The sequence below is a fragment of the Hydrogenophaga sp. FG152 genome (genome assembly GCF_057809615.1).
In genome coordinates this window covers 1-18,397 of the sequence record NZ_JBMDKH010000024.1, presented here as the reverse complement: position 1 = coordinate 18,397, position 18,397 = coordinate 1, and the positions used below count along the sequence as shown (strand labels likewise).

The 18,397-nt window shown below is 62.7% G+C and carries 18 protein-coding genes; 7 read left to right on the top strand and 11 right to left on the bottom strand.

Annotated elements, in window-relative coordinates:
* Window positions 1-222 precede the first annotated feature (222 nt).
* Window positions 223-966: a class I SAM-dependent methyltransferase gene (locus ACODTB_RS23110; RefSeq protein WP_291121078.1), complete on the top strand. Its 744-nt coding sequence runs from the start codon at window positions 223-225 to the stop codon at window positions 964-966.
* Between the two features lie 16 nt (window positions 967-982).
* Here ACODTB_RS23110 and ACODTB_RS23105 read toward each other — a convergent pair whose 3' ends face one another.
* The 5 genes from ACODTB_RS23105 to ACODTB_RS23085 form a co-directional block, all read right to left on the bottom strand.
* Window positions 983-2,308 carry an NAD(P)/FAD-dependent oxidoreductase gene (locus tag ACODTB_RS23105; RefSeq protein WP_291121080.1) on the bottom strand — a complete coding sequence of 442 codons (1,326 nt, stop codon included), beginning with the start codon at window positions 2,306-2,308 and terminating at the stop codon, window positions 983-985.
* A 167-nt stretch (window positions 2,309-2,475) separates the two neighbouring features.
* Window positions 2,476-3,126: a DUF7002 family protein gene (locus ACODTB_RS23100; protein ID WP_488929810.1), complete on the bottom strand. Its 651-nt coding sequence runs from the start codon at window positions 3,124-3,126 to the stop codon at window positions 2,476-2,478.
* Window positions 3,127-3,131: 5 nt separating this feature from the next.
* Window positions 3,132-4,823 carry an adenylosuccinate synthetase gene (locus ACODTB_RS23095; RefSeq protein ID WP_488929802.1) on the bottom strand — a complete coding sequence of 564 codons (1,692 nt, stop codon included), beginning with the start codon at window positions 4,821-4,823 and terminating at the stop codon, window positions 3,132-3,134.
* On the bottom strand, window positions 4,823-5,356 hold the full coding sequence (locus tag ACODTB_RS23090; protein ID WP_488929809.1) for an AAA family ATPase: 534 nt from the start codon (window positions 5,354-5,356) through the stop codon (window positions 4,823-4,825). Before ACODTB_RS23090 ends, ACODTB_RS23095 begins: the two co-directional genes overlap by 1 nt.
* 215 nt (window positions 5,357-5,571) lie before the next feature.
* Window positions 5,572-6,996 carry an SIR2 family protein gene (locus tag ACODTB_RS23085; RefSeq protein WP_488929801.1) on the bottom strand — a complete coding sequence of 475 codons (1,425 nt, stop codon included), beginning with the start codon at window positions 6,994-6,996 and terminating at the stop codon, window positions 5,572-5,574.
* Window positions 6,997-7,498: 502 nt separating this feature from the next.
* Here ACODTB_RS23085 and ACODTB_RS23080 point away from each other — a divergent pair.
* Window positions 7,499-8,668 carry an HNH endonuclease gene (locus ACODTB_RS23080; protein WP_488929800.1) on the top strand — a complete coding sequence of 390 codons (1,170 nt, stop codon included), beginning with the start codon at window positions 7,499-7,501 and terminating at the stop codon, window positions 8,666-8,668.
* A gap of 1 nt (window position 8,669) precedes the next feature.
* On the opposite strand, the gene ACODTB_RS23075 is transcribed toward ACODTB_RS23080, so the two are convergent.
* Entirely contained in the window at window positions 8,670-8,957 is a 288-nt protein-coding gene (locus ACODTB_RS23075; RefSeq protein ID WP_291120521.1) for a hypothetical protein, read from the bottom strand.
* On the bottom strand, window positions 8,954-9,157 hold the full coding sequence (locus ACODTB_RS23070; RefSeq protein ID WP_291120523.1) for a hypothetical protein: 204 nt from the start codon (window positions 9,155-9,157) through the stop codon (window positions 8,954-8,956). Before ACODTB_RS23070 ends, ACODTB_RS23075 begins: the two co-directional genes overlap by 4 nt.
* A 105-nt stretch (window positions 9,158-9,262) precedes the next feature.
* Here ACODTB_RS23070 and ACODTB_RS23065 point away from each other — a divergent pair, with 105 nt between their 5' ends.
* The 5 genes from ACODTB_RS23065 (at window position 9,263) to ACODTB_RS23045 (ending at window position 14,480) form a co-directional block, all read left to right on the top strand.
* The gene (locus ACODTB_RS23065) at window positions 9,263-9,658 is read left to right on the top strand and encodes a helix-turn-helix domain-containing protein (RefSeq protein ID WP_291120525.1); all 396 of its coding nucleotides are present in this window, start codon (window positions 9,263-9,265) and stop codon (window positions 9,656-9,658) included.
* A 184-nt stretch (window positions 9,659-9,842) separates the two neighbouring features.
* Window positions 9,843-12,710 (top strand): hybrid sensor histidine kinase/response regulator, encoded by a 2,868-nt coding sequence (locus ACODTB_RS23060; protein ID WP_488929799.1) that lies wholly within the window; start codon window positions 9,843-9,845, stop codon window positions 12,708-12,710.
* 49 nt (window positions 12,711-12,759) lie between these two features.
* A complete protein-coding gene (locus ACODTB_RS23055) occupies window positions 12,760-13,695 on the top strand; it encodes a serine hydrolase domain-containing protein (RefSeq protein WP_291120529.1) in 936 nt (311 codons plus the stop codon).
* Window positions 13,696-13,756: 61 nt separating this feature from the next.
* Window positions 13,757-14,107, top strand: a complete 351-nt coding sequence (locus ACODTB_RS23050) for a type II toxin-antitoxin system Phd/YefM family antitoxin (protein WP_291120531.1) — start codon at window positions 13,757-13,759, stop codon at window positions 14,105-14,107.
* Window positions 14,100-14,480 carry a type II toxin-antitoxin system RelE/ParE family toxin gene (locus ACODTB_RS23045; protein ID WP_291120533.1) on the top strand — a complete coding sequence of 127 codons (381 nt, stop codon included), beginning with the start codon at window positions 14,100-14,102 and terminating at the stop codon, window positions 14,478-14,480. The genes ACODTB_RS23050 and ACODTB_RS23045 overlap by 8 nt, the downstream gene beginning before the upstream one ends.
* A 5-nt stretch (window positions 14,481-14,485) precedes the next feature.
* Here the strand turns inward: ACODTB_RS23045 and fahA are convergent, their stop codons facing one another.
* The 4 genes from fahA to ACODTB_RS23025 are packed head-to-tail and all read right to left on the bottom strand — an operon-like array spanning window position 14,486 to window position 18,279.
* The gene (gene fahA, locus ACODTB_RS23040) at window positions 14,486-15,760 is read right to left on the bottom strand and encodes a fumarylacetoacetase (protein ID WP_488929798.1); all 1,275 of its coding nucleotides are present in this window, start codon (window positions 15,758-15,760) and stop codon (window positions 14,486-14,488) included.
* Window positions 15,761-15,765: 5 nt separating this feature from the next.
* Window positions 15,766-16,761 (bottom strand): Bug family tripartite tricarboxylate transporter substrate binding protein, encoded by a 996-nt coding sequence (locus tag ACODTB_RS23035; RefSeq protein WP_488929797.1) that lies wholly within the window; start codon window positions 16,759-16,761, stop codon window positions 15,766-15,768.
* A 41-nt stretch (window positions 16,762-16,802) separates the two neighbouring features.
* Window positions 16,803-17,591 carry a cyclase family protein gene (locus ACODTB_RS23030; RefSeq protein WP_291121949.1) on the bottom strand — a complete coding sequence of 263 codons (789 nt, stop codon included), beginning with the start codon at window positions 17,589-17,591 and terminating at the stop codon, window positions 16,803-16,805.
* Window positions 17,592-17,601: 10 nt separating this feature from the next.
* Complete coding sequence (locus tag ACODTB_RS23025) at window positions 17,602-18,279, bottom strand: TetR/AcrR family transcriptional regulator (RefSeq protein ID WP_291121948.1); 678 nt, start codon at window positions 18,277-18,279, stop codon at window positions 17,602-17,604.
* Between the last annotated feature and the right edge of the window lie 118 nt (window positions 18,280-18,397).

The following is an 18,397-nucleotide window of genomic DNA, read 5'->3' as shown; positions in this document are numbered from 1 at the left end:
GGACGGTCAGGAAGGCGGTGGAGCCGCGGCCTGGAAGACGGCGCGAAGCGCGCTTGCGCTGATGGCGCCATGAAGATGACGAAGGTGGAAGCCCATGGAAAGAACTATAGGCACGGCCTCGCTTCAGATAAAGACGATAACCAGGAGTAGTCTGTTTCTATTGCGTCAACAATGCACCCATTACCCACCCACCCGGCCACTGACCCAAGGAGCAGACCTTCGATGGAACCCACCACCCCTTCCCTGCCGCATGCGCCCCTGCCCGCCTACTACCGCGACGAAGCCGACCATGCGCGCTACGTGCGCCGCATCTTCGACGAAACCGCCGTCGACTACGACCGCATCGAGCGCGCCATGGCCTTCGGCACCGGCGGCTGGTACCGGCGCGAAGCCTTGGCCCGCGCGGGCCTGGCGGCTGGCGACAACGTGGTGGACGTGGGCATCGGCACCGGCCTGCTCGCGCGCGAAGCCTGCGCGCTGATCGGCGAACACGGCCGCCTGATCGGCGTGGACCCGAGCCCCGGCATGCTGGCGCAGGTGGACCTGCCGGGCGTGGAACTGCGGGCCGGCCGCGCGGAAGAGCTGCCCTGCGCCGCCGGCGAAGCCGACTTCCTGAGCTTCGGCTACGCCTTCCGGCACGTGTCGGACGTGGACGCCGCGCTGCGCGAGTTCCACCGCGTGCTGCGGCCCGGCGGCCGGCTGCTGATTTTGGAGATCAGCCAGCCTTCGAGCCGCGTGTCGCGCGCGCTGGTGAAGTTCTACATGCGCCGCGTCGTGCCCACCCTGGCGCGCATTGTGGCCCGCGAGCGCGGCAGCGCGGAGCTGTGGCGCTACTACTGGGACACCATCGAAACCTGCATTCCGCCGGCGCAGATTTTGCAGGCCATGGAGCGCGCCGGCTTCCAGCAAGTGCAGCGCCACACCGAGCTCGGCGTGTTCTCGGAGTACACCGCCGTGCGGCCCTGAGAAAAGACCTCGTCGGTCAGTCCGCCTTCATGATCGTCTCGCCGCGCAGCGCCCCCATGTCGCGGATGTTGAAGCGGTGCCGCTTCCAGCCCGCATACGTGCGGCGCCAGTTCGCCACCGAGACCACGTAGTAGATCAGCTTGAACATCAGCAGCGACAACCGATACGCCGGGCCGTGGTGAATGTCCGCCGCCAGCAGCGACATGAGACCCTGCTTCACCTTGAAGCGGTTGTTCGGGTGCATGAACATGTCGCGGATGGTGGGGTTGGTGACGCGGTAGATGAACCACGAATAGTCGCGCGGGCCGATGCGCACGCGCTTCTCGTACGCGGCGCGGGCCGCCGGCAGGCGCTGCGGCGCGTCCAGCGCCGTGGCGACGAACTGCGCGCCGTCAAAGCCACTCTGCATCGCCAGGAACACGCCGGAAGAAAACATCGGGTCGATGAACGTGAACGCATCGCCCACCATCAGGTAGCGGTCGCCAGTGGCGTGCGTGCTCGAGTACGAGAAGTTGCCCGTGGCATGCACCTGGTCGTCCACCAGCGTGGCGTTCTTCAGGCGGTCGTGCAGCTCCGGGCACAGGGCGATCGTGTCGAAGAAGTAGTCCTTCAGCGGCTTATCGCGCGCCTTCAGGTAGTAGGCCCAGCACACCGCGCCCACGCTCGTGGTGCCATCGGCCAGCGGGATGAACCAGAACCAGCCGTGCTCGAACCAGCAGATGCTGATGTTGCCCTCGCGCTTGCCTTCCAGGCGCCGCGCGCCGCGGAAATGGCCGAACAGCGCCGTGCTGTTGTGGTCCTTGTTCTTCTGCTTGCACTTGAACTTGTTCGCCAGCAAGGTGTCGCGGCCCGTGGCGTCCACCACGAAGCGGGCGCGCCAGCGGCGCTTTTCGCCGCTGTCGAGCACGGCTTCGGCACTGGCGCCCTCGTCGTCGAAAGCCACCTCCGTCACCTTGGCGCCTTCGAGCGCCTCGGCGCCCACCTTGGCCGCATGGCGAAACAGCAGCTCGTCCATCTCGGAGCGGCGCACCTGCCACGCCGAGGCCATGGAAGGGTCCCAACCCTCGGCGAAATCGACATAGCTGCAGTAGTCCAGATCGGGCGGCACGAACTCGATGCCGAATTTCGGCATGCCGATTTTTTCGATCTGGTCGCGCACACCGAGCTTGTCGAACAAGGCCACGTTGCCGGGCAACAGCGACTCGCCGATGTGGAAGCGGGGGTGGTGCTCTTTCTCCAGCAACACCACCTTGCGGCCTTCGCGCGCGAGCAGGGCCGCGATGGTCGAGCCGGCGGGGCCGCCGCCGATGACCAGGACGTCGCAGTTATCTTCGGGGTGCATTGGGTCTCCTGGGGGCAGACGGGTAAGGCTTGGAAAGTGCCACGTTTGAAAGTGACCCCAAGGCCGCTTCAGACGGACTGCGGAACTTCGCAACGATGCAACTCAAGGTCCGAAGTGCGCTGTACAACGTACCCGCATAGCACTCGTGCGAAGATCATCCATGCGACTCAGACCAGCTTTTCAAGCACCTGTGCGCCCTTCATTCTTCTCACCTCGATTACATAATCGGCGATGTTCGGAGCTTGGTCGTCCACAACCACCTCGGCGACCGGTTTGAGTGGATTGCCTTTTGCATTAGTGGGATAGGCCTCTATGCGCTTGAAGACATCTTTCCCTCGATGATGCGGGATAGGCCACGTGTTTCCAGAGTTCATGTGACACAACCAGATCCGGTTGCTGTAAGCCCGAACGAAGGGGGCTGTATCGATCGTTAGAACATCGTGTTCCAGGGATCGATAGTCTCGCGCGTTTAAGAGTGTCAACAGGCGCGCTTCATGCGCCCAGAAAAACACTTTCGAGTTTATAAGGCGATACCACTCTTCAGGCGTGGTTCCATCCTTCAGAGCTTTCGCGAGCCTTTCCTTCGGCATAGGCTTTTGATCACGAAGAACGATGCTGTCAGGGCGGCCCACGCCCACCTCCATTTTTCGTGGGCGCTGCTCCGCTTCCATCGCTCTGCGCTCCTCGCCCGACACCTTAAAGTGAGTGAGCACGGCGCTTGCGCTCAGGAGTCCTCGGTTTCTGATGCTTTCCCACGTTCCTTTTTCGGCCATGTGGTAGAGCCTTGGAGAAGTATCGATTAGTCGCGTAATTTCCAACTTAATTACCTCAATGAAGTTGTGCGTGCGGTCCAATTGCGTCGATCGATGACTGACCGCATATCGCCAAAACCCTCTGGGCCTCTTGGGAAGCGTGTGTTGATGAGAGAAACTGGTGCTTGAGAGACGCGCTCAAGTTCTTCGACGAACTTGATGGTGTCGGGCGAGAGTTGTTCAAACCGGCGTGCGCGGCGATTCTTTGCATCGATGTAGTCGGCGAAAGTCAGAACGATGTCTGTGGGTGCATTCAGTGCGCAGGCCTTACGAAACTGCTCCCACTCGAACCAACCAACGCGGCGCCTTCGCTTCGTTGTAGATGTCCGCTCTGCTGTGTGCAATGCTGTGGCGTCGAGCTGGGCCATCTGTGCAATTTCATCGAAGGTGGTTGGATGTTTGAGGGGGCCGGACGTGTGCCCCTGATCTCCATCGGGATCTCCCACTCGGATTGGCATCGTTCTCACAACCATAAGAATTTTTCGAACCCTACTAGGCGAAATTCCTGCCTCCGCCAAACAACCGGCCACATTTGTGTCGCGAGAGGTTACGTACGGGTAGATGCCGTGAAACATGCTTAAACCACTGCCTTGAGTTCCTTCTAGCAGGATGGAGCCCCCTTGCCGATATGCCTCTTCTAGACGATCCGTCGTCGAGCCACGGTAGTTTCCGGGCACGCCAACGTAGGGGGCAAGCTCGGGTACATCGCGAGCCAAACGGATTGATTTTCCACGGGACAGAATCCTGCGAGCACTTGCTGCACCGCTGCCGCTACCAGTCGATGCAATAGTTGAAACGAGGTGCTTTGATTCACCTTCGAGGTCTTCGTCTTCGATGATGGATGCTTGCGGATCAATAAACAGCCGCTCGGGACCGATGCCGCACTCCTTGATTTCCTTGAACAATCCGGGAAGGCGGATTGTCATCCCGGGCCCCAAGAGCAGCCGAGCACCGACGTCTCTCGCGCCAGACGGAAGGTGATGGTATGTATACGGGCCTCGTGGGCTCGCGACGGTGTGTCCTGCGTTGGGGCCACCGACGCGCACCATAACGTCGTACTCCCTGGCCAGATAGGCGACCACGTTCCCTTTTCCTTCGCTTCCGTACTGCCCGCCTATGAGTACATCCACGCAACGGATCTCGGGCGAGGTGAACAAGTGAAGGCGGGCGGCCACGCGCACCAACGTATCGCGCGCGTCAGAGCGCGTGGTGAAGATGCGGACGTCGGCATCGTCCTTCAGCGCGTCTATCGAACTCTGCTCCTTCAGATGATCGATCTCGTCGTAGGTAGCTGCGTTGCCGCCGAAGCCTTCGGTGTGCGCGTAGCGCTCAAGCAGCGTTGCTGTACTCGCGTAGAGATGAACATGCACTAGGTTCTCTCCGAAAGCCTCTCGAAATTGGAGAACCTGCTGCGGAGTGCTTAGATGATCAACTACTACTGGTTTAGTTGGATCCAGAGTTTTGAGGGCTGCTAGCGTGGAGTGGAGAGCCCAGCGAGATTCTGAGGCGGCATTCAATTCTTGCGCGCGCCGCATTAGATCTCGCCGATCAACCTCAGCTTCGGGCGGCCCTACGCTTAGTTCACAGAGGATTTGCCTCGTTCGAATTACATGAAACTGAAATTCTTTTTCCAGAAGATCTGCAAGTCCAGTCTTGCCGCTGCATGTTTTTCCACTAATAACAACAATCTGACGACTCCCCATCACTCGCCCTCCAATGTTTGGTGAATTGATTCGGCTATTTGTTGTGTGGTAAGTAAAGAAGAGTCATATACGTGATCGGCCACGCGGCCAAGATCACGCGCAGCTACTTCGTTAGGATGCCTTATCGCGGTTTGATAGTCACCAGCAAGCGAAGCTGTTCGGTTGTTAACGCGTTCCGACAAGACATCTTCAGGGGCGTGCAGGTGTACATGCCAGACAGAAATCCCAAACAGTTCGCGAAAGTGCTCGATTTGGCGAGTCTTTCGGACGGCGTCTAGTAGCCAGTAATGCTGACTCGGTACTGCCGCGATGGTCGGAGCTGCGACCTGGTCTATCAGCCACCGATAGTCTGTATCACGGTCAAGCCGATCCCCAGCATCCTGAAGAGCCTCCCTCGAGTGATCAAGGGCTATCGAACGAAGATAGCCTCCACTACTGATGCTCCGATACTGATAGCAGTCGTTGAGAACTCGCGCAACGCTAGATTTACCGGAGCCTATTGGGCCACTTAGTAGCAATATCCTGCGACACATCAGCCATCCCCCCTTGCAGCGATGCAATTCGTGAGGCTTCTACTATATGGAGAAACCTTTCCGAGGCGACTCCTAATTTTTGAGGAGGCGGCTTTGTTTCACGTGATCTTTCACACGCTCAAGCCTAATCTCTCAGTGCAGACGCATCATTGGCCTCAAGCTTCGGAGCAGCACATTATGATTGACTGAGAGGTCAATGGTTGGAAATCACCAATTTACTTCTTCGGAGCAGCAGTCGCCCCCGCGAGCTTTTCGACATCGACCGTGTTTTTGTCGATCTTGTATGCCTCGCCTTTCAATACCTTCCGAAGAAGGTCCACTGCAGCATCTGTGTACCTGTGGTTGACTCCGTCTGACTTGTGGCCGAACTTGACTGCAATGTGGTACTTGTTGTCCGTCGCCTTCATATCGAAGTCGTTTTTGTCGCGCAGTATCGAGATCAGGTCATCGGCCTTGTGCCAAGTTTTGTAGCCTAGTTGCTGTGCGACACCTGTGAGTGCGTACTTGTAGTCAAGGTTTACTTGGGATGGGTTAGAGATCGCAGTCACTCCGAATAGTTTGGCGAATGTTTCGCCAGATTCGACCGCGTGCTCAAGCTGCTTAAAGTCAATCTCGACATGCTTCTTTGGAATATCCGAGCGAATCAGCTCAACCGAGCGAGCCATCATGGCGCGCAGGAGCTTTGTGTTGATTTTCTCAAGATTGCCTGCTTGCCCGAACGCCTTGAACACCCATTCAAACGATGACGCGCTAATACTCTTGATCCGGATGTTCACGTCCGGCGCCACGGAGATCACTTTGTCGCGTGCTGGGTAAGACTTTTCGTCGACCTTGTCATCCCATTCGAGGACGTAAATGTTGGGTACGAGCTGGAACTCGGCTCTTACCATTCGATCGACGTCGTACAAGATCGACTTGATATTCGGGTCCTCTGCGCGATAACCAATGAAGATTAGTGGATGCTCGATGAAGTACATGAGCAGCTTAGCACTAAGATATTTGTGATCCTCTTCAAATCGCTTGTAGTCGGACTCATTGATGACGATGGAGAGTGGCTCTGACCGGCAGCCGTGGATCTTGAAGATCTCCCCGATTGACAAGTATCCCTTGCGCATGATCTGTTGGCCAATAATGCGTTCATACTCAGGGAAAAGCGGTTCAATCACTTCGTCGTAGTTCGTTGTGATGATTGCGTGAGCACTGATGTTCTTGAGAGCCTCAATCTCCGCGTCCACCTCTTTAGACCCATAGGATCCCTCGGCGTTTGGTCCAAGGTCTTTGAGGACCTCTGCAATCATGTGCTTGATAAAGATGTCGCCTGGGGCGGCTGCATCGAAGTACTCCTTAGGAAAGAAGGCCTTCCCGGCACCCCACGCCCACTCGCGATACAGCTCAGAAAAGGCTGAGCCGATCTTCTTCAAATCGCCCCCGTGTGCCTGTTTGTAGTACGCGAATTCCTTATCGATTAGCGGGCATTTTTCGGCTAGTCTGGCGAGAAGTTGCTCCCAGTTTGGTCCGCCCGCATAGCGCTTGGTGAACCCTGAGCCAACGAACAAGATCGGCTGAGATTCGGCGTTGCACAACACCTCGGCAATGTCAGCCGTTACTTCATCTTGATATTGCTTGTAGTCCATTGGCATTGACAGGCCCTCGCTATTGTTGCGTGGAGTATGCACGAACCCGTTCTGCTCTCGCACAAGCTTGAATGAAGACTAAATGAATGCTCGTAGGGGCGACTGCAGTCTCCCCTGATTGGCCTTATCCGTCAGTCGTGCTGAAGCCACCCGTCACGCCGTCAAGCCAATGCCGTTCGCCGCAACTTCAAGCGACTTGACCCAATGTGCTTGTCGGTACAAGGGGCTGAATTTTCATTTCAGTTCAACGGGCACCTTGCGAACTTCCAGCAGCGCCAGGGCGGTGCCGATTGCGTTAAGGACTCGAATTGCCGGTGACAAGCGCTGCGCCGACGCCGCGTGCTGCATGGCGTGTAACGACTCGAGCAATTTCGCCTCATCGAGGCTTCATAGACAACCTTGACAGCTCATTGAAGTGAGCGTTGGGTACGGGTTTTCCTCGCCGTTGCGCCATGTAGCAAACTCTGGCCCATTCGTGCCGTAACATCTCCTGACAAGTAGGAGATGTATGGCAACAGAACGTATCAGCCGATTCTTCGAGCGACTTGGCTTCAAGTTGCGCAACGAACGGAACTCGTGGGGCGGCACCTACAACGACGCGGTGCTGCTTCGTTCGTGGGACGACGAGATGAGGCAGTCGCCGACGCGAGTTCTTGTGCTTGCCAAAGAACGCTTCTCGGGGAGAACGCACAGCGGGCGAAACGAGCGCAAGGCCCACCTTCGAGCGTTATGGGCCGGTGGCATTCCGGCCTATACGGTGATCGTCACGCCAAAGTTCGACAAGACGACCAACGCACGGAGCATTGGCGTTTTCTCACCGGATGTGGTGTTCCCGATCCTGCGGCTCGTGGAAGAAGACGAGTTGATCTTCGCTGTGTTGGGTGCAGCAGTCTCTGTTGATGTGCTGCCCGATCACATGCAATCCCATCGGGCGGAAGCGAGTGCAGTCCCCCTACCGCAAGCCCTGGCCGATTCCAGGTCGGATGGCTCCACCGATGCGGAGGGAAAAACAGCACGCTCTCAGATCGACTGGACAGACGAAGAGCTTCAAGCTTCAGTCGCCAGCTACGCTGAAATGATGAGGCTCGATGCCGCCGGAACGCCCTACGTCAAGGCTCACTACTATCGCCAGCTCGCAAAGGAGTTCGATCGAGTCGAGGGAGCGTTTGAGCGCCGGATGCAAAACATCTCTTACCTGCTTGATTCGCGCGGACTTACGTGGCTTCAAGGACTGAAGCCTCAAGAAAACGTCGGCGCAAATGTCGAGCCGCGACTGGTCGAATTCCTCGGTGAGCTTTTTACCGAGCTGGCCCCTCCGCAGACGTTTCCCGAGGACATCGGTGACCTGCCGGGTGTCATCGAAGGTGCCAAGAAACAGATCGTCGTCAACGCCTACGAGCGAGACTCGACGGCGAAGCTCAGGTGCATCAAACGTTGGGACTGCGTCTGCTTCGTCTGCAAATTTGACTTCCACGCGGTTTATGGTGACCTTGGGAAGGGCTTTATCCACGTACACCACCTCAAGCCGATCCACACCATCGGTGAGGAATATGTCTTGGACCCGGAGAACGACCTTCGGCCAGTCTGTCCGAACTGCCATGCGATGCTGCATCGCAAGAAGGATGTTCTGTCTATCGAAGAACTTGTTGGACTCCTGAAGCTTCGATTCAGCTACTGATTCAAGGCGAGGCCACGCTATCCAGCCTATTGCAGTTCGCCGCAGCATCAAGCAACCTGTCCGCAAGCGCTCTCGCCTGCGCAGGGCTGAGGCTCCATTCCAGGTCGAAGGGGGCTTCGCGGGCTTGCAGCAGCACCACCGCAGGCACATCTGGTTCCGCTGTGCGGCTCGCGGCCACGCTCAGGCCGGCCATCGTGCGTTGCTGAATTGACATTGACATGCGCTGCGCGGGCACGGTGCAGCGCATGAGGTAGACCGGCTCGGGCAATGGCATCTGGCGGAGTTTCATGGGGCCGTCCCCGTGTCGTTCATGCCCAGTTCGCGCAGCACTGCGAGGCGGCACACGCTGGCCATGGAGCGGTGTTCGCGCTCGGCCCGTTCTTTCACACGTTCCAGCTCGGCCGGCGTGAGCCGCAGTGCGATGGGGCGCGAGCTGTTGACGCCGTTGGGCACGCGCTTGCGAGTCGAAGAGGCAGCGGATCGGGTCATGGCGAAGTAGCTCCTTCCCTGGGCTAGCATTGAGTAACGGAAAAATACACAACCAAGCATGAAAAAGTGGCGCAATCGCGCCATTTTAAGCGATTCGAAGCCATTATGAATACTTTCGGTAGACGTTTTCGCGAGGAGCGCCGCCGGCTCGGCCTGATCCAGCAGGAGATCGCAGACGCCACCGGTCTTTCGAAGCGCGCCATGGGGAGTTACGAGAGGGAGGAGCGCAGCCCAGATGCCGAGGTGCTGATGCGGTTGATCGACCTGGGCATGGACGTGTACTACGTGCTGACGGGCGAGCGCGTTGGCACCCGGCTGGACCTGGACCCGATGCAGCGCTCGCTGCTGGATGACTTCGAGCGCTGCTCCCCGGAGGCGCAGCTTGAGTTGGTGAAGCAAGCTGCGCTGATGGCCAAGGGTGTGGCACTGCCGTCGAGCCCGCCAGCCCGAAAACCAAAGGCAAAGGCCACCGCGCCCTCCAAGCAACACAAGAACGGCTAGCCAGGCCTGGCAGGTCAGCCGCACCTCGCGGCGCAGGCGTGCGGTTGTCCACAAAGCGGGGTTTACCGCGCGCATCGCACCGGTTCCCTGAAAACTCACTACCCTGTGCGTTTGGCTGCGATGTCAACGCAGCGAGCGCCCTCGTGGATCTGGAACTCCCTGTCTTGAATGGAAGCAACGACCCATGACCGCAAGTGATCCCAAGCCAATGGGCGCGGCAGCGCACCAGGCCGATGAGCAACGCGCACGAGAGTGGTTCTGGCACGGCTACTCCTTGCGCCGCCGCCTGTTGTTGTTGGGCGCGGCAACGATTCTTCCGTTCTGCCTGTTCGCCGCCGCCGCCTTGGTGGTGATGCTTCATCAACAGAAGGAGCAGGTTGAACAGGCGACGCTGGGCATGACCCGGGCGCTGGCTGCGGCGATCGAAGCGCGCATGCAGCGGACGGTGGCGACGCTGGAGGCCTTTTCCCTGGCTCAATCCCTGCCGGACGCAGAAGAGGGCCGGTTGGCGGCGGTGCATGCGGCCGCGCGCCTGCTGAGCGCCGCGCAGCCAGACTGGCGGGGTGTCGTGCTGGCAAGGCCCGATGGCGCCGTGGTTTTCGGCAGCGAGAGCCCCTTTGGAAGTGGCATGCTGCAGACGGTGGACGGCGCCAGCGTGGCGCAGGTCATGCGCACCCGGGCGCCGGTGGTTGGCCCGATGGTTGTGGGCCCGCGCGGCAACATTGGCTACACCGTTCGCATTCCCGTGTTGCGCGAAGGGGAGCTCCGCTACGTGCTGACGGCCATCGTGAGCACCGATTCCATCCTGGAGGTCATTCAGCGGCAACAGTTGCCGGAGCATTGGGTGGTGTCTGTCTTCGACTCCAACATGAAAAGGGTGGCCCGCACCAAGGATCACGGCAGGCACTTTGGCACGCCACCGAGTCCCACGCTGCAACGCATGCTCGCGGATCTCGGTGAAAAGAGGGAGGGCGTGGGCATGACGACCACCATGGAAGGGGACGAAGCCTATACGGCGGTGTCCCACATCGAGCGCACCGGGTGGACGATCGCGCTCGGCGCCTCTTCCCAGATGGCGCATGCGCCCCTCTGGCGGGCTACCTGGCTCTACATGGCCGGGTTGCTGCTTTCGCTCACGGTCGGTGGTTTCGCTTTCTGGCTGGTGAGCCGCACGATCACCGCTCGCGCTCAAGCCTTGCGCGACAGCGCGGTGGCGCTGGGCAAGGGAATGCCCCTGCCACCCCGGACCAAGGGGCTTCCGGACTTCGACGAGGTGTCCGCTGCGCTGTGGAAGGCAGGGCAGGAGCGTTCAAAGGCTGAAAGCGAGCGCGAGAATCTGCTCCGCGCCGAAAGGGGTTCACGGGCCGTGGCCGAGGCGGCAAGAGGGCGGCTGCAGATGTTGTTGTCGGCGACGTCCTCGCTGACGCAATCGCTCGACGAGACGAGGACGATCGACGCGATCGCCGCCGCGGTGGTGCCCGGTGTGGCCGACATCCTGCGCATCGACATCCTGAGCCCGGATGGCGCGCCGGCGCGCAAGCTGACCTTCCACCTGGATCCCGTGCGGCGGGCAGCCATCGAGCAGGTCGTTCAGTCCGGGGCTCTCTCGGCCACGGCGCACGGCTCGCTGCCGTGGGTGATCGCGACGGGCCGCGAATACGTGCATCACTTCGAGCCCGGCGATGTGTCGAAGATCGAAGACCCCGAGTACCGCAGGTTGGCCGAAGCGACCGGCATGAAGGCGGTGTGTGCCGTGCCGCTGGTGGCGCGGGACCGTGTCATTGGGGCCATGGCGGCCATTCAGGCCGATTCCGAGCGCCGCTTCGAAGCGGACGACGTTGCGCTGCTCAGTGAGCTGGGCAGGCGCGCCGCGCTCGCGCTGGACAACGTCCGGCTGTACACGGAGTGCAACAGCGCACTGGACAAGGCCAACGCGGCGAGCAAAGCGAAAGACGACTTCCTGGCGATGCTGGGGCATGAGCTGAGGAATCCGCTGGCGCCGATCCTCACGGCCATCGAGATCATGAGGCGCCGCGATGCCGAGGCATTCGTGCGGGAGCGCGAGATCATCGAACGCCAGGCCAGACACCTGACGCACCTGGTGGACGATCTGCTGGACGTCTCCAGGATCGTCGCCGGCAAGATCGAGCTGCAAAGGGAGCAGGTGGACCTGCGTCTCGTGGCCTGGCGGGCCATCGAGGTCACCCAGCCTCTTTTTGCCCGCCGGGCTGAGCCGGTGATCCAGGCCGAAGAGGGGCCGATCTTCGTGAGCGGAGACTTTCTGCGGCTTGCGCAAGTGGTCGGGAATCTGCTGAGCAACGCCGCGAAATTCAGCGGGCCGGACCAGCCTGTCACCATCTGGCTCCAGCGCGGCACGAGCGAGGCCATGCTCACCGTGGAAGACAGCGGCACGGGCATTCCGGACGACCTGTTGCCGCGCGTGTTCGACCGCTTTGTTCAAGGCGAGCAGAGCTTGCAAAGGTCCAAGAGCGGCCTGGGTCTTGGCCTGACCATTGCACGCAGCATCGTCGAACTCCATGGCGGCACGATCAAGGCCGATCGCGGCCAGGAGGGCCGTGGAACACGGGTCACGGTCTCGCTTCCCCTTGCATTTCCTGCCGATGCGCGCGTGCAGGCCGGCGGGAATGCAGCGCCCCGGCAGTGCCACGGCCACCTTGCCCGGGTGTTGATCGTGGACGACAACGCGGATGCGGCCCATACGCTGGCCAATCTGCTGCTCCTGTGCGGTCACGAGGTCGCAACGGCGCTGAGCGCGGAGGAATGCCTGGCCATGGTCGCGGACCAGGCGCCTGATGTGTGCGTCGTCGACATTGGCCTGCCCGGGATGGACGGCTACGAGCTGGCGCGCCGGCTCAGGGCAGAGGCTGCAACGCGGGCCCTGCACCTGATTGCGTTGACCGGCTATGGGCAGCACGCCGATCGCGAGAAGGCCCTTCAGAGCGGCTTCGACGACCACATGACGAAGCCCGTCGACATCGGCGCCCTGGAGGCCGCGCTGGACGCCATGGGCCGCAGCCCATCCGCCGCCTGATGCAGATTTCAGGGGCGATGGTGATGCCGGTCAAGATCAGGGCTCGCGCATGACCGACGGTCAGGCCAACGGTAAGCCCCATCGGGGTCCGGGCTCAAGTGGATGCGGCGGGCCCTTCTCGCTCGTCTTGGGCGGTTCGCCGCTGCCTCAGGAAGGGCACGATCCCACGGTGCCCTGGTGGAGCTTCACGAAGACGGTGTTGTCCGCCACGGCACTGACCTTGGTGCGCGACGGCCTGGTCGGGCTCGACGATGCGGTGCCCGAAGGCCCGTTCACGCTGCGCCAACTTCTTCGGCACGAGGCCGGGCTGGCGGACTACGGCGAGCTGCCCGAGTACCACGCCGCCGTGGCGCGCGATGGGGCGCCGTGGCCGGTGGCCGAGATGCTGCAGCGCCTGGACGCCACCCGCCTTCGCCACGAGCCCGGGGCTGCGTGGCGGTATTCCAACGTGGGTTATCTGTATGTCGCGCGGCTTATCGAGCGCGTGGCGGGGCTCGCGCTGCAGGACGCATTGGCGCAACGGGCGCTGGCGCCGCTGGGGGTGGTGGGTGCTCGCCTCGCGACCACCCCGGTGGACATGGCGGGCCTCGGGGTCGCCCCGGCCTACGACCCGGGGTGGGTCTATCACGGCCTGCTGGTGGGCCCGCTGTCGGGCGCGGCGCTGTTCCTGGACCGTCTGCTGGCCGGGCACCTGCTGCCCGATGCGCTGTTGCGCGAGATGCAGACGGCGCGCCACCTCGGCGGGGCCATCCCTGGGCGGCCGTGGACGTCGGCGGCTTATGGCCTGGGGCTGATGCAAGGCACGGTGGACGCGGGGTTCACCGTGGCCGGGCACACCGGCGTGGGGCCGGGCAGTGTGGTGGCGGTCTACCGTTGCGCCCAGGGCGCGGGCTCGGCGACTTGCGCGGTGTTTCATGCCGGGGCCGACGAAGGCCGCGCGGAGAGAGACGTGGTCGATCGCCTCTCACGGTGCTTGACGCGCTAAGGCCGGTTGACACAAAGCCTTTTAAAATGCACAGAATTCTGCAAGCTGTATGGAGTGAATCATGAGCATTTCGATCAGGGACGTTGTGCCGTTCACCCAGGCCCGAGCCCACCTCTCCGAGCTGGCCGAGCAGGCGAAGGCCGGTGCCGAAAAGATCATCACCAAGAACGGCGAAAGCTACGTCGCCTTGATCGACGCGGACCGCCTCGACTACTACCACCGTCTGGAGCGGGAGCGCATTCATCTGTTGTTGATCGATGACGCGAAGCGTGGCCTGGCGGACATCACCGCCGGGCGCAGCCACGAGGCCGACGCCGCGATCGCCCAGCTTCAGCAACGCCGGTCCGGTACAAAGAAGACCGACGCACACCGCCCCACTGCCGCCGCCAAAGCCGTGAAAAAGCGTGGCTGAAGATCTCTATCGGGTCGAACTGACCGCGAGCTTTCTGAAGCGCCTGGACGCCATCGAGGTGTTCCTGACCGATGCAGGCGCGGGCTTTGCGTTCGACGACCTTCTGGCGAACTTGCGGGCAACGGTCATTCCGAATCTGGCCCGTTTCCCACGCATGGGGCGCCGATACCTGGATCATCCACCGCAATCGGCTGAAGCGCTGGCCCAGCTCGGCGCCCTCCCCGCTGGCGCGGCCAACGCCTTGCGCGAGTACCTGCACGGCGACTACCTGCTGTTGTATGTGGCGATGGAATCCACCCGAACCGTGTACCTGCTGTCCATCCGGCATCACCGCCAGCTGACGTTTGACTTCGCGGCTCACTGGCCGAGCTGATCGATTCAGCGCGGCAGCACCGTCCCCCGGCACTCGCCGAACCCGATGCGCCGGTACCCCTCGCGCTCGCAGTGCGCGCGCAGCACGATGGTGTCGCCGTCCTGCAGAAAACCCAGGCTTTCTCCGTTGGCCAGCGTCAGGGGGCGCTGGCCGCCTTGCGTGAGTTCGAGCAGCGAGCCGCCTTGCTCGGGCGCGGGGCCCGAGAGCGTGCCGGTGCCCAGCAGGTCGCCCGCACGCAGGTCGCAGCCGTTCACGGTGTGGTGCGTCACCAGCTGCGCGGCGGTCCAGTAGGCGTCGGTGAAGTTGGATCGGCAGAGCCGTTCCGCCGCGTGGCCGGCTGCGCGCATGGCGGCGGTCTGCACCCAGGCTTCCAGCGCGATGTCGATCGCGCCTTGTTCGCGGTTGCTGGCCGAGTCCAGGTAGGGCAGCGGTGCCGGGTCGCCTTCGGGCCGTGTGAAGGCCTGGCGGTAGGGGGCCAGCGCTTCCATGGTGACGATCCAGGGCGAGAGCGTGCTGGCGAAGTTCTTCGAGAGGAAGGGGCCGAGGGGCTGGTATTCCCAGGCCTGGATGTCGCGCGCGCTCCAGTCGTTGAGCAGCACGATGCCGAAGAGGTGGTCTTCCGCGTCTTCGATGGCGATGGGCTCGCCCTGCTGGCTGGGCTGGCCGATGACCAGGCCGAGTTCGAGTTCGTGGTCCAGCCGCTTCGTGGGCTGCAGCGTGGGGGCGGCGGCGCCGTTGCCGGGGCTCAGCTGGCCCATGGGGCGCTTGAATTCGTCGGGGCTCACGCGCAGCGTGGAGGCGCGGCCGTGGTAGCCGATGGGCACCCATTTGTAGTTGGGCAGCAGCGGGTGGTCGGGCCGGAACAGCTTGCCCACGGTGGTGGCGTGGTGGATGCCGGTGTAGAAGTCGGTGTAGTCGCCCACGTCGAAGGGCATGCCCATGCGCACGCTGGCTTGCGGGTGCAGTGCGGCCTTGAAGGTGGCTTCCTTCGGGCTGCCTTCGCGCAGGCCTTCGCTGAGGGTGCGGCGCAGCGCCCGCCGTTGTTCGGGTGCGAGCGCCAGCAGGCGCGCCACGTCGCTGTGCTCCAGCACACCGGCGCGCTGCAGGTCGAGCACCTGGTCGCCGATCGCCACACCGATGCGCCAGCCGGGTTCGTCGCCCACGGTGAACCGGCCATAGGGCAGGTTCTGGATGGGGAAGTCGGTGGCGGGGGCGTTCGCGGACGCCAGCCAGCTTTGCAGGCCGGCGCCGTGGGTGTCGTCGATGGGGGACGGCGACATGGGCTTCACTCCACCTGGATGTTCTGGCGCTTGATGACCGCGCCCCATTTCTGGGTTTCGGCCTTCATGAAGGCGGCGAACTGTTCGGGCGTGCCGCCGGCGGGCCGCAGCGATTGTTCTTCCAGGAATTTCTGGAACTCGGGCGACTTGAGCGCGGCGTTCACGCCGCCGTTGAGCTTGTTCACCACGTCGGCCGGCACACCGGCGGGCGCGAGCAGGCCGACCCAGGAGGTGGCTTCGAAGCCGGGGTAGGTGTCGCTCACGGTGGGCACGTCGGGCAGCGCGGGGATGCGTTCGCGCGTGGTCACGGCCAGGGCGCGCATCTTGCCGGCGCGGATGTGGGCCAGCACCGAGGTGACGCTGACGAACATCACCTGCACCTGGCCGCCGAGCACGTCGGTGATGGCGGGCGCGCCGCCCTTGTAGGGCACGTGGTTGAACGAGGCACCCGTGGTGGCTTTGAAGAGCTCGGTGGTGAGGTGGTTGGAGCTGCCCGCGCCGGTGGAGGCGTAGTGCAGCGTGTCGGGCTTGCTCTTGCCCAGGTCCACCAGTTCGCGCAGGGTCTTGGCCGGCACCGAGGGGTGCACCACCAGCACCAGCGGCGAGGTGGCGATGAGCGCGATGGGCTTGAGGTCCTTGTCGGAATCGAAGGTGAGCTTGTAGAGCAGCGGGTTGACGGCGTGCGTGTCGAAGGCGGTGAGCAGGGTGTAGCCGTCGGCCTTGGCGCGCGCGACCTGGGCCGCGCCGATGGAGCCGCCCGCACCGCCCTTGTTTTCCACCACCAGGGTCTGGCCCAGGCTGGCGCTGAGTTCGGTGCCGAGCTTGCGCGTCACGTTGTCCACGATGCCGCCTGCGGGGAAGGGCACGACGACCTGGATGGTCTTGTTCGGGTAGGGGCCGGTCTGCGCGAGGGTGCTCAGCGGCAGGCCGCCGGCGGCCAGGGCAATGGCACCGGCCACGACGGTGCGGCGGCGGGTGAGGGCATGGGAAGCGTTGTTCATGTTGTCTCCAGAAAAGGGAAAGGAAAAAAGAGAAGAAGGGGTCAGTCGTTGATGACCGCGACCGCGCGCACCCAGCCGGCGGAGCCGTGTTTGATCTTGATGGGGAAGCAGCTGATGTCGAAGCCGTGCGAGGGCAGCTGGTCGAGGTTGGAGAGCTTCTCCATCTGGTAGTAGCCGATGTCGCGGCCGGCCTTGTGGCCTTCCCAGATGATCGAAGGGTCGCCGTCGCGCTCGAAGCGCTCGACCACGAACTTGAAGGCCGCGTCCCAGCTGTAGGAGTCGGTGCCGACCACGCGCACGCCGCGTTCCAGCAGGTAGAGCGTGGCCGCGCGGCCGAAGCCGCAGGCGCTCTCCCAGTAGTCCTCCTGGCCCTGGCGCGCGCCGGCGCGGGTGTTGGCCACCACGATGTCCAGCGGCTGCAACTCGTAGTGGATGCGCTTGAGTTCGGCTTCGATGTCCTGCGGCGTGACGACGTAGCCGGCCTCGAAGTGGCGGAAGTCGAGCTTCACGCCGGGGCGCAGGCACCAGTCCAGCGGCACCTCGTCGATGCCGGGGGCGGGGCGGCCGCCTTCCTGCAGCGCGTGGTCGGTGGTGGGGTGGTAGTGCCAGGGCGCGTCCATGTGCGTGCCGGCGTGGGTGGAGAGCGAGATCTTCTCCACCGCCCAGGCCTTGCCTTCGGGCAGCGAGTCGGGGCCGATGCCGGGGAACAGCTTGGAGAACAGCTCCCACGACTGGTCGTGGTCGGCGTACTGGATCTGCGGGCGGTGGTGGGCCGGCGAGGTGGGCTTGTCTTCCAGCGTGACGGAGAGGTCGATGATGCGGCGGGGCATGGGTGCTTGTTTACGGTGAGGGGGAAGAAGGAGCGGCGGGCCGCGCGCGCAGGCCGGCGACCACGAAGGCCACCAGCTGGCGCACGATGGTTTCGGGGTCGTCGGTGTCGCACAGGCCGCCCGAGAGGCGGTTGAGCCGGTGGTAGGCCGCGTCCGCGTCGGACACGATGTAGTGCATTGCGCCGATGGCGAAGGCGTAGCGCCAGAACGCGTCCTGGCGGCTCAGGCCGGGCTCGGCGTCCATCAGGGCCTGCACGAACAGCAGGGCGGTGCTGTCGTACTGCTGGAACAGCGCGCTGTTCGTGAATTCGCTGGGCAGCGCGCGCGCCTGCAGGATCAGGCGCGTGAGCAGGCGGCCGTCGCCGGTGGCGTCGGCGCTCAGGCGGATCGGGGGCGCGAGCAGCGCTTCCACCACGTGCTCCAGCGAGCGGCCCGGGCCGTCGGGCTGCTGCGCCAGCATCTCCCGGCGCAGCTGGTTCACCGGGTCGGCCACGGTCTGCAGCACCTCGCGGATCAGCGCTTCCTTGGAGCCGAAGTGGTAGTGGATCGCCGCCACGTTGGTCTCGCTCGCGGTGGTGATCTCTTTCAGCGAGGCCGCCTCGAAACCGCGCGTGGCGAAGATCCGCAGCGCGGCCATCACGATCTTGGAGCGTGTCGAGTCCTTGGGCGTGGGGCTGGGTTTCTTCATTTCAAATTCAAATGTGAATTTGAAATGTAGATTTGAATCAGGATCAGGGCATTGGTAGTAACCCTAGGTGTTGATTCTCAGGAGGTTGTTCATGGCCGGAATGCGGCTCATGGGCGGC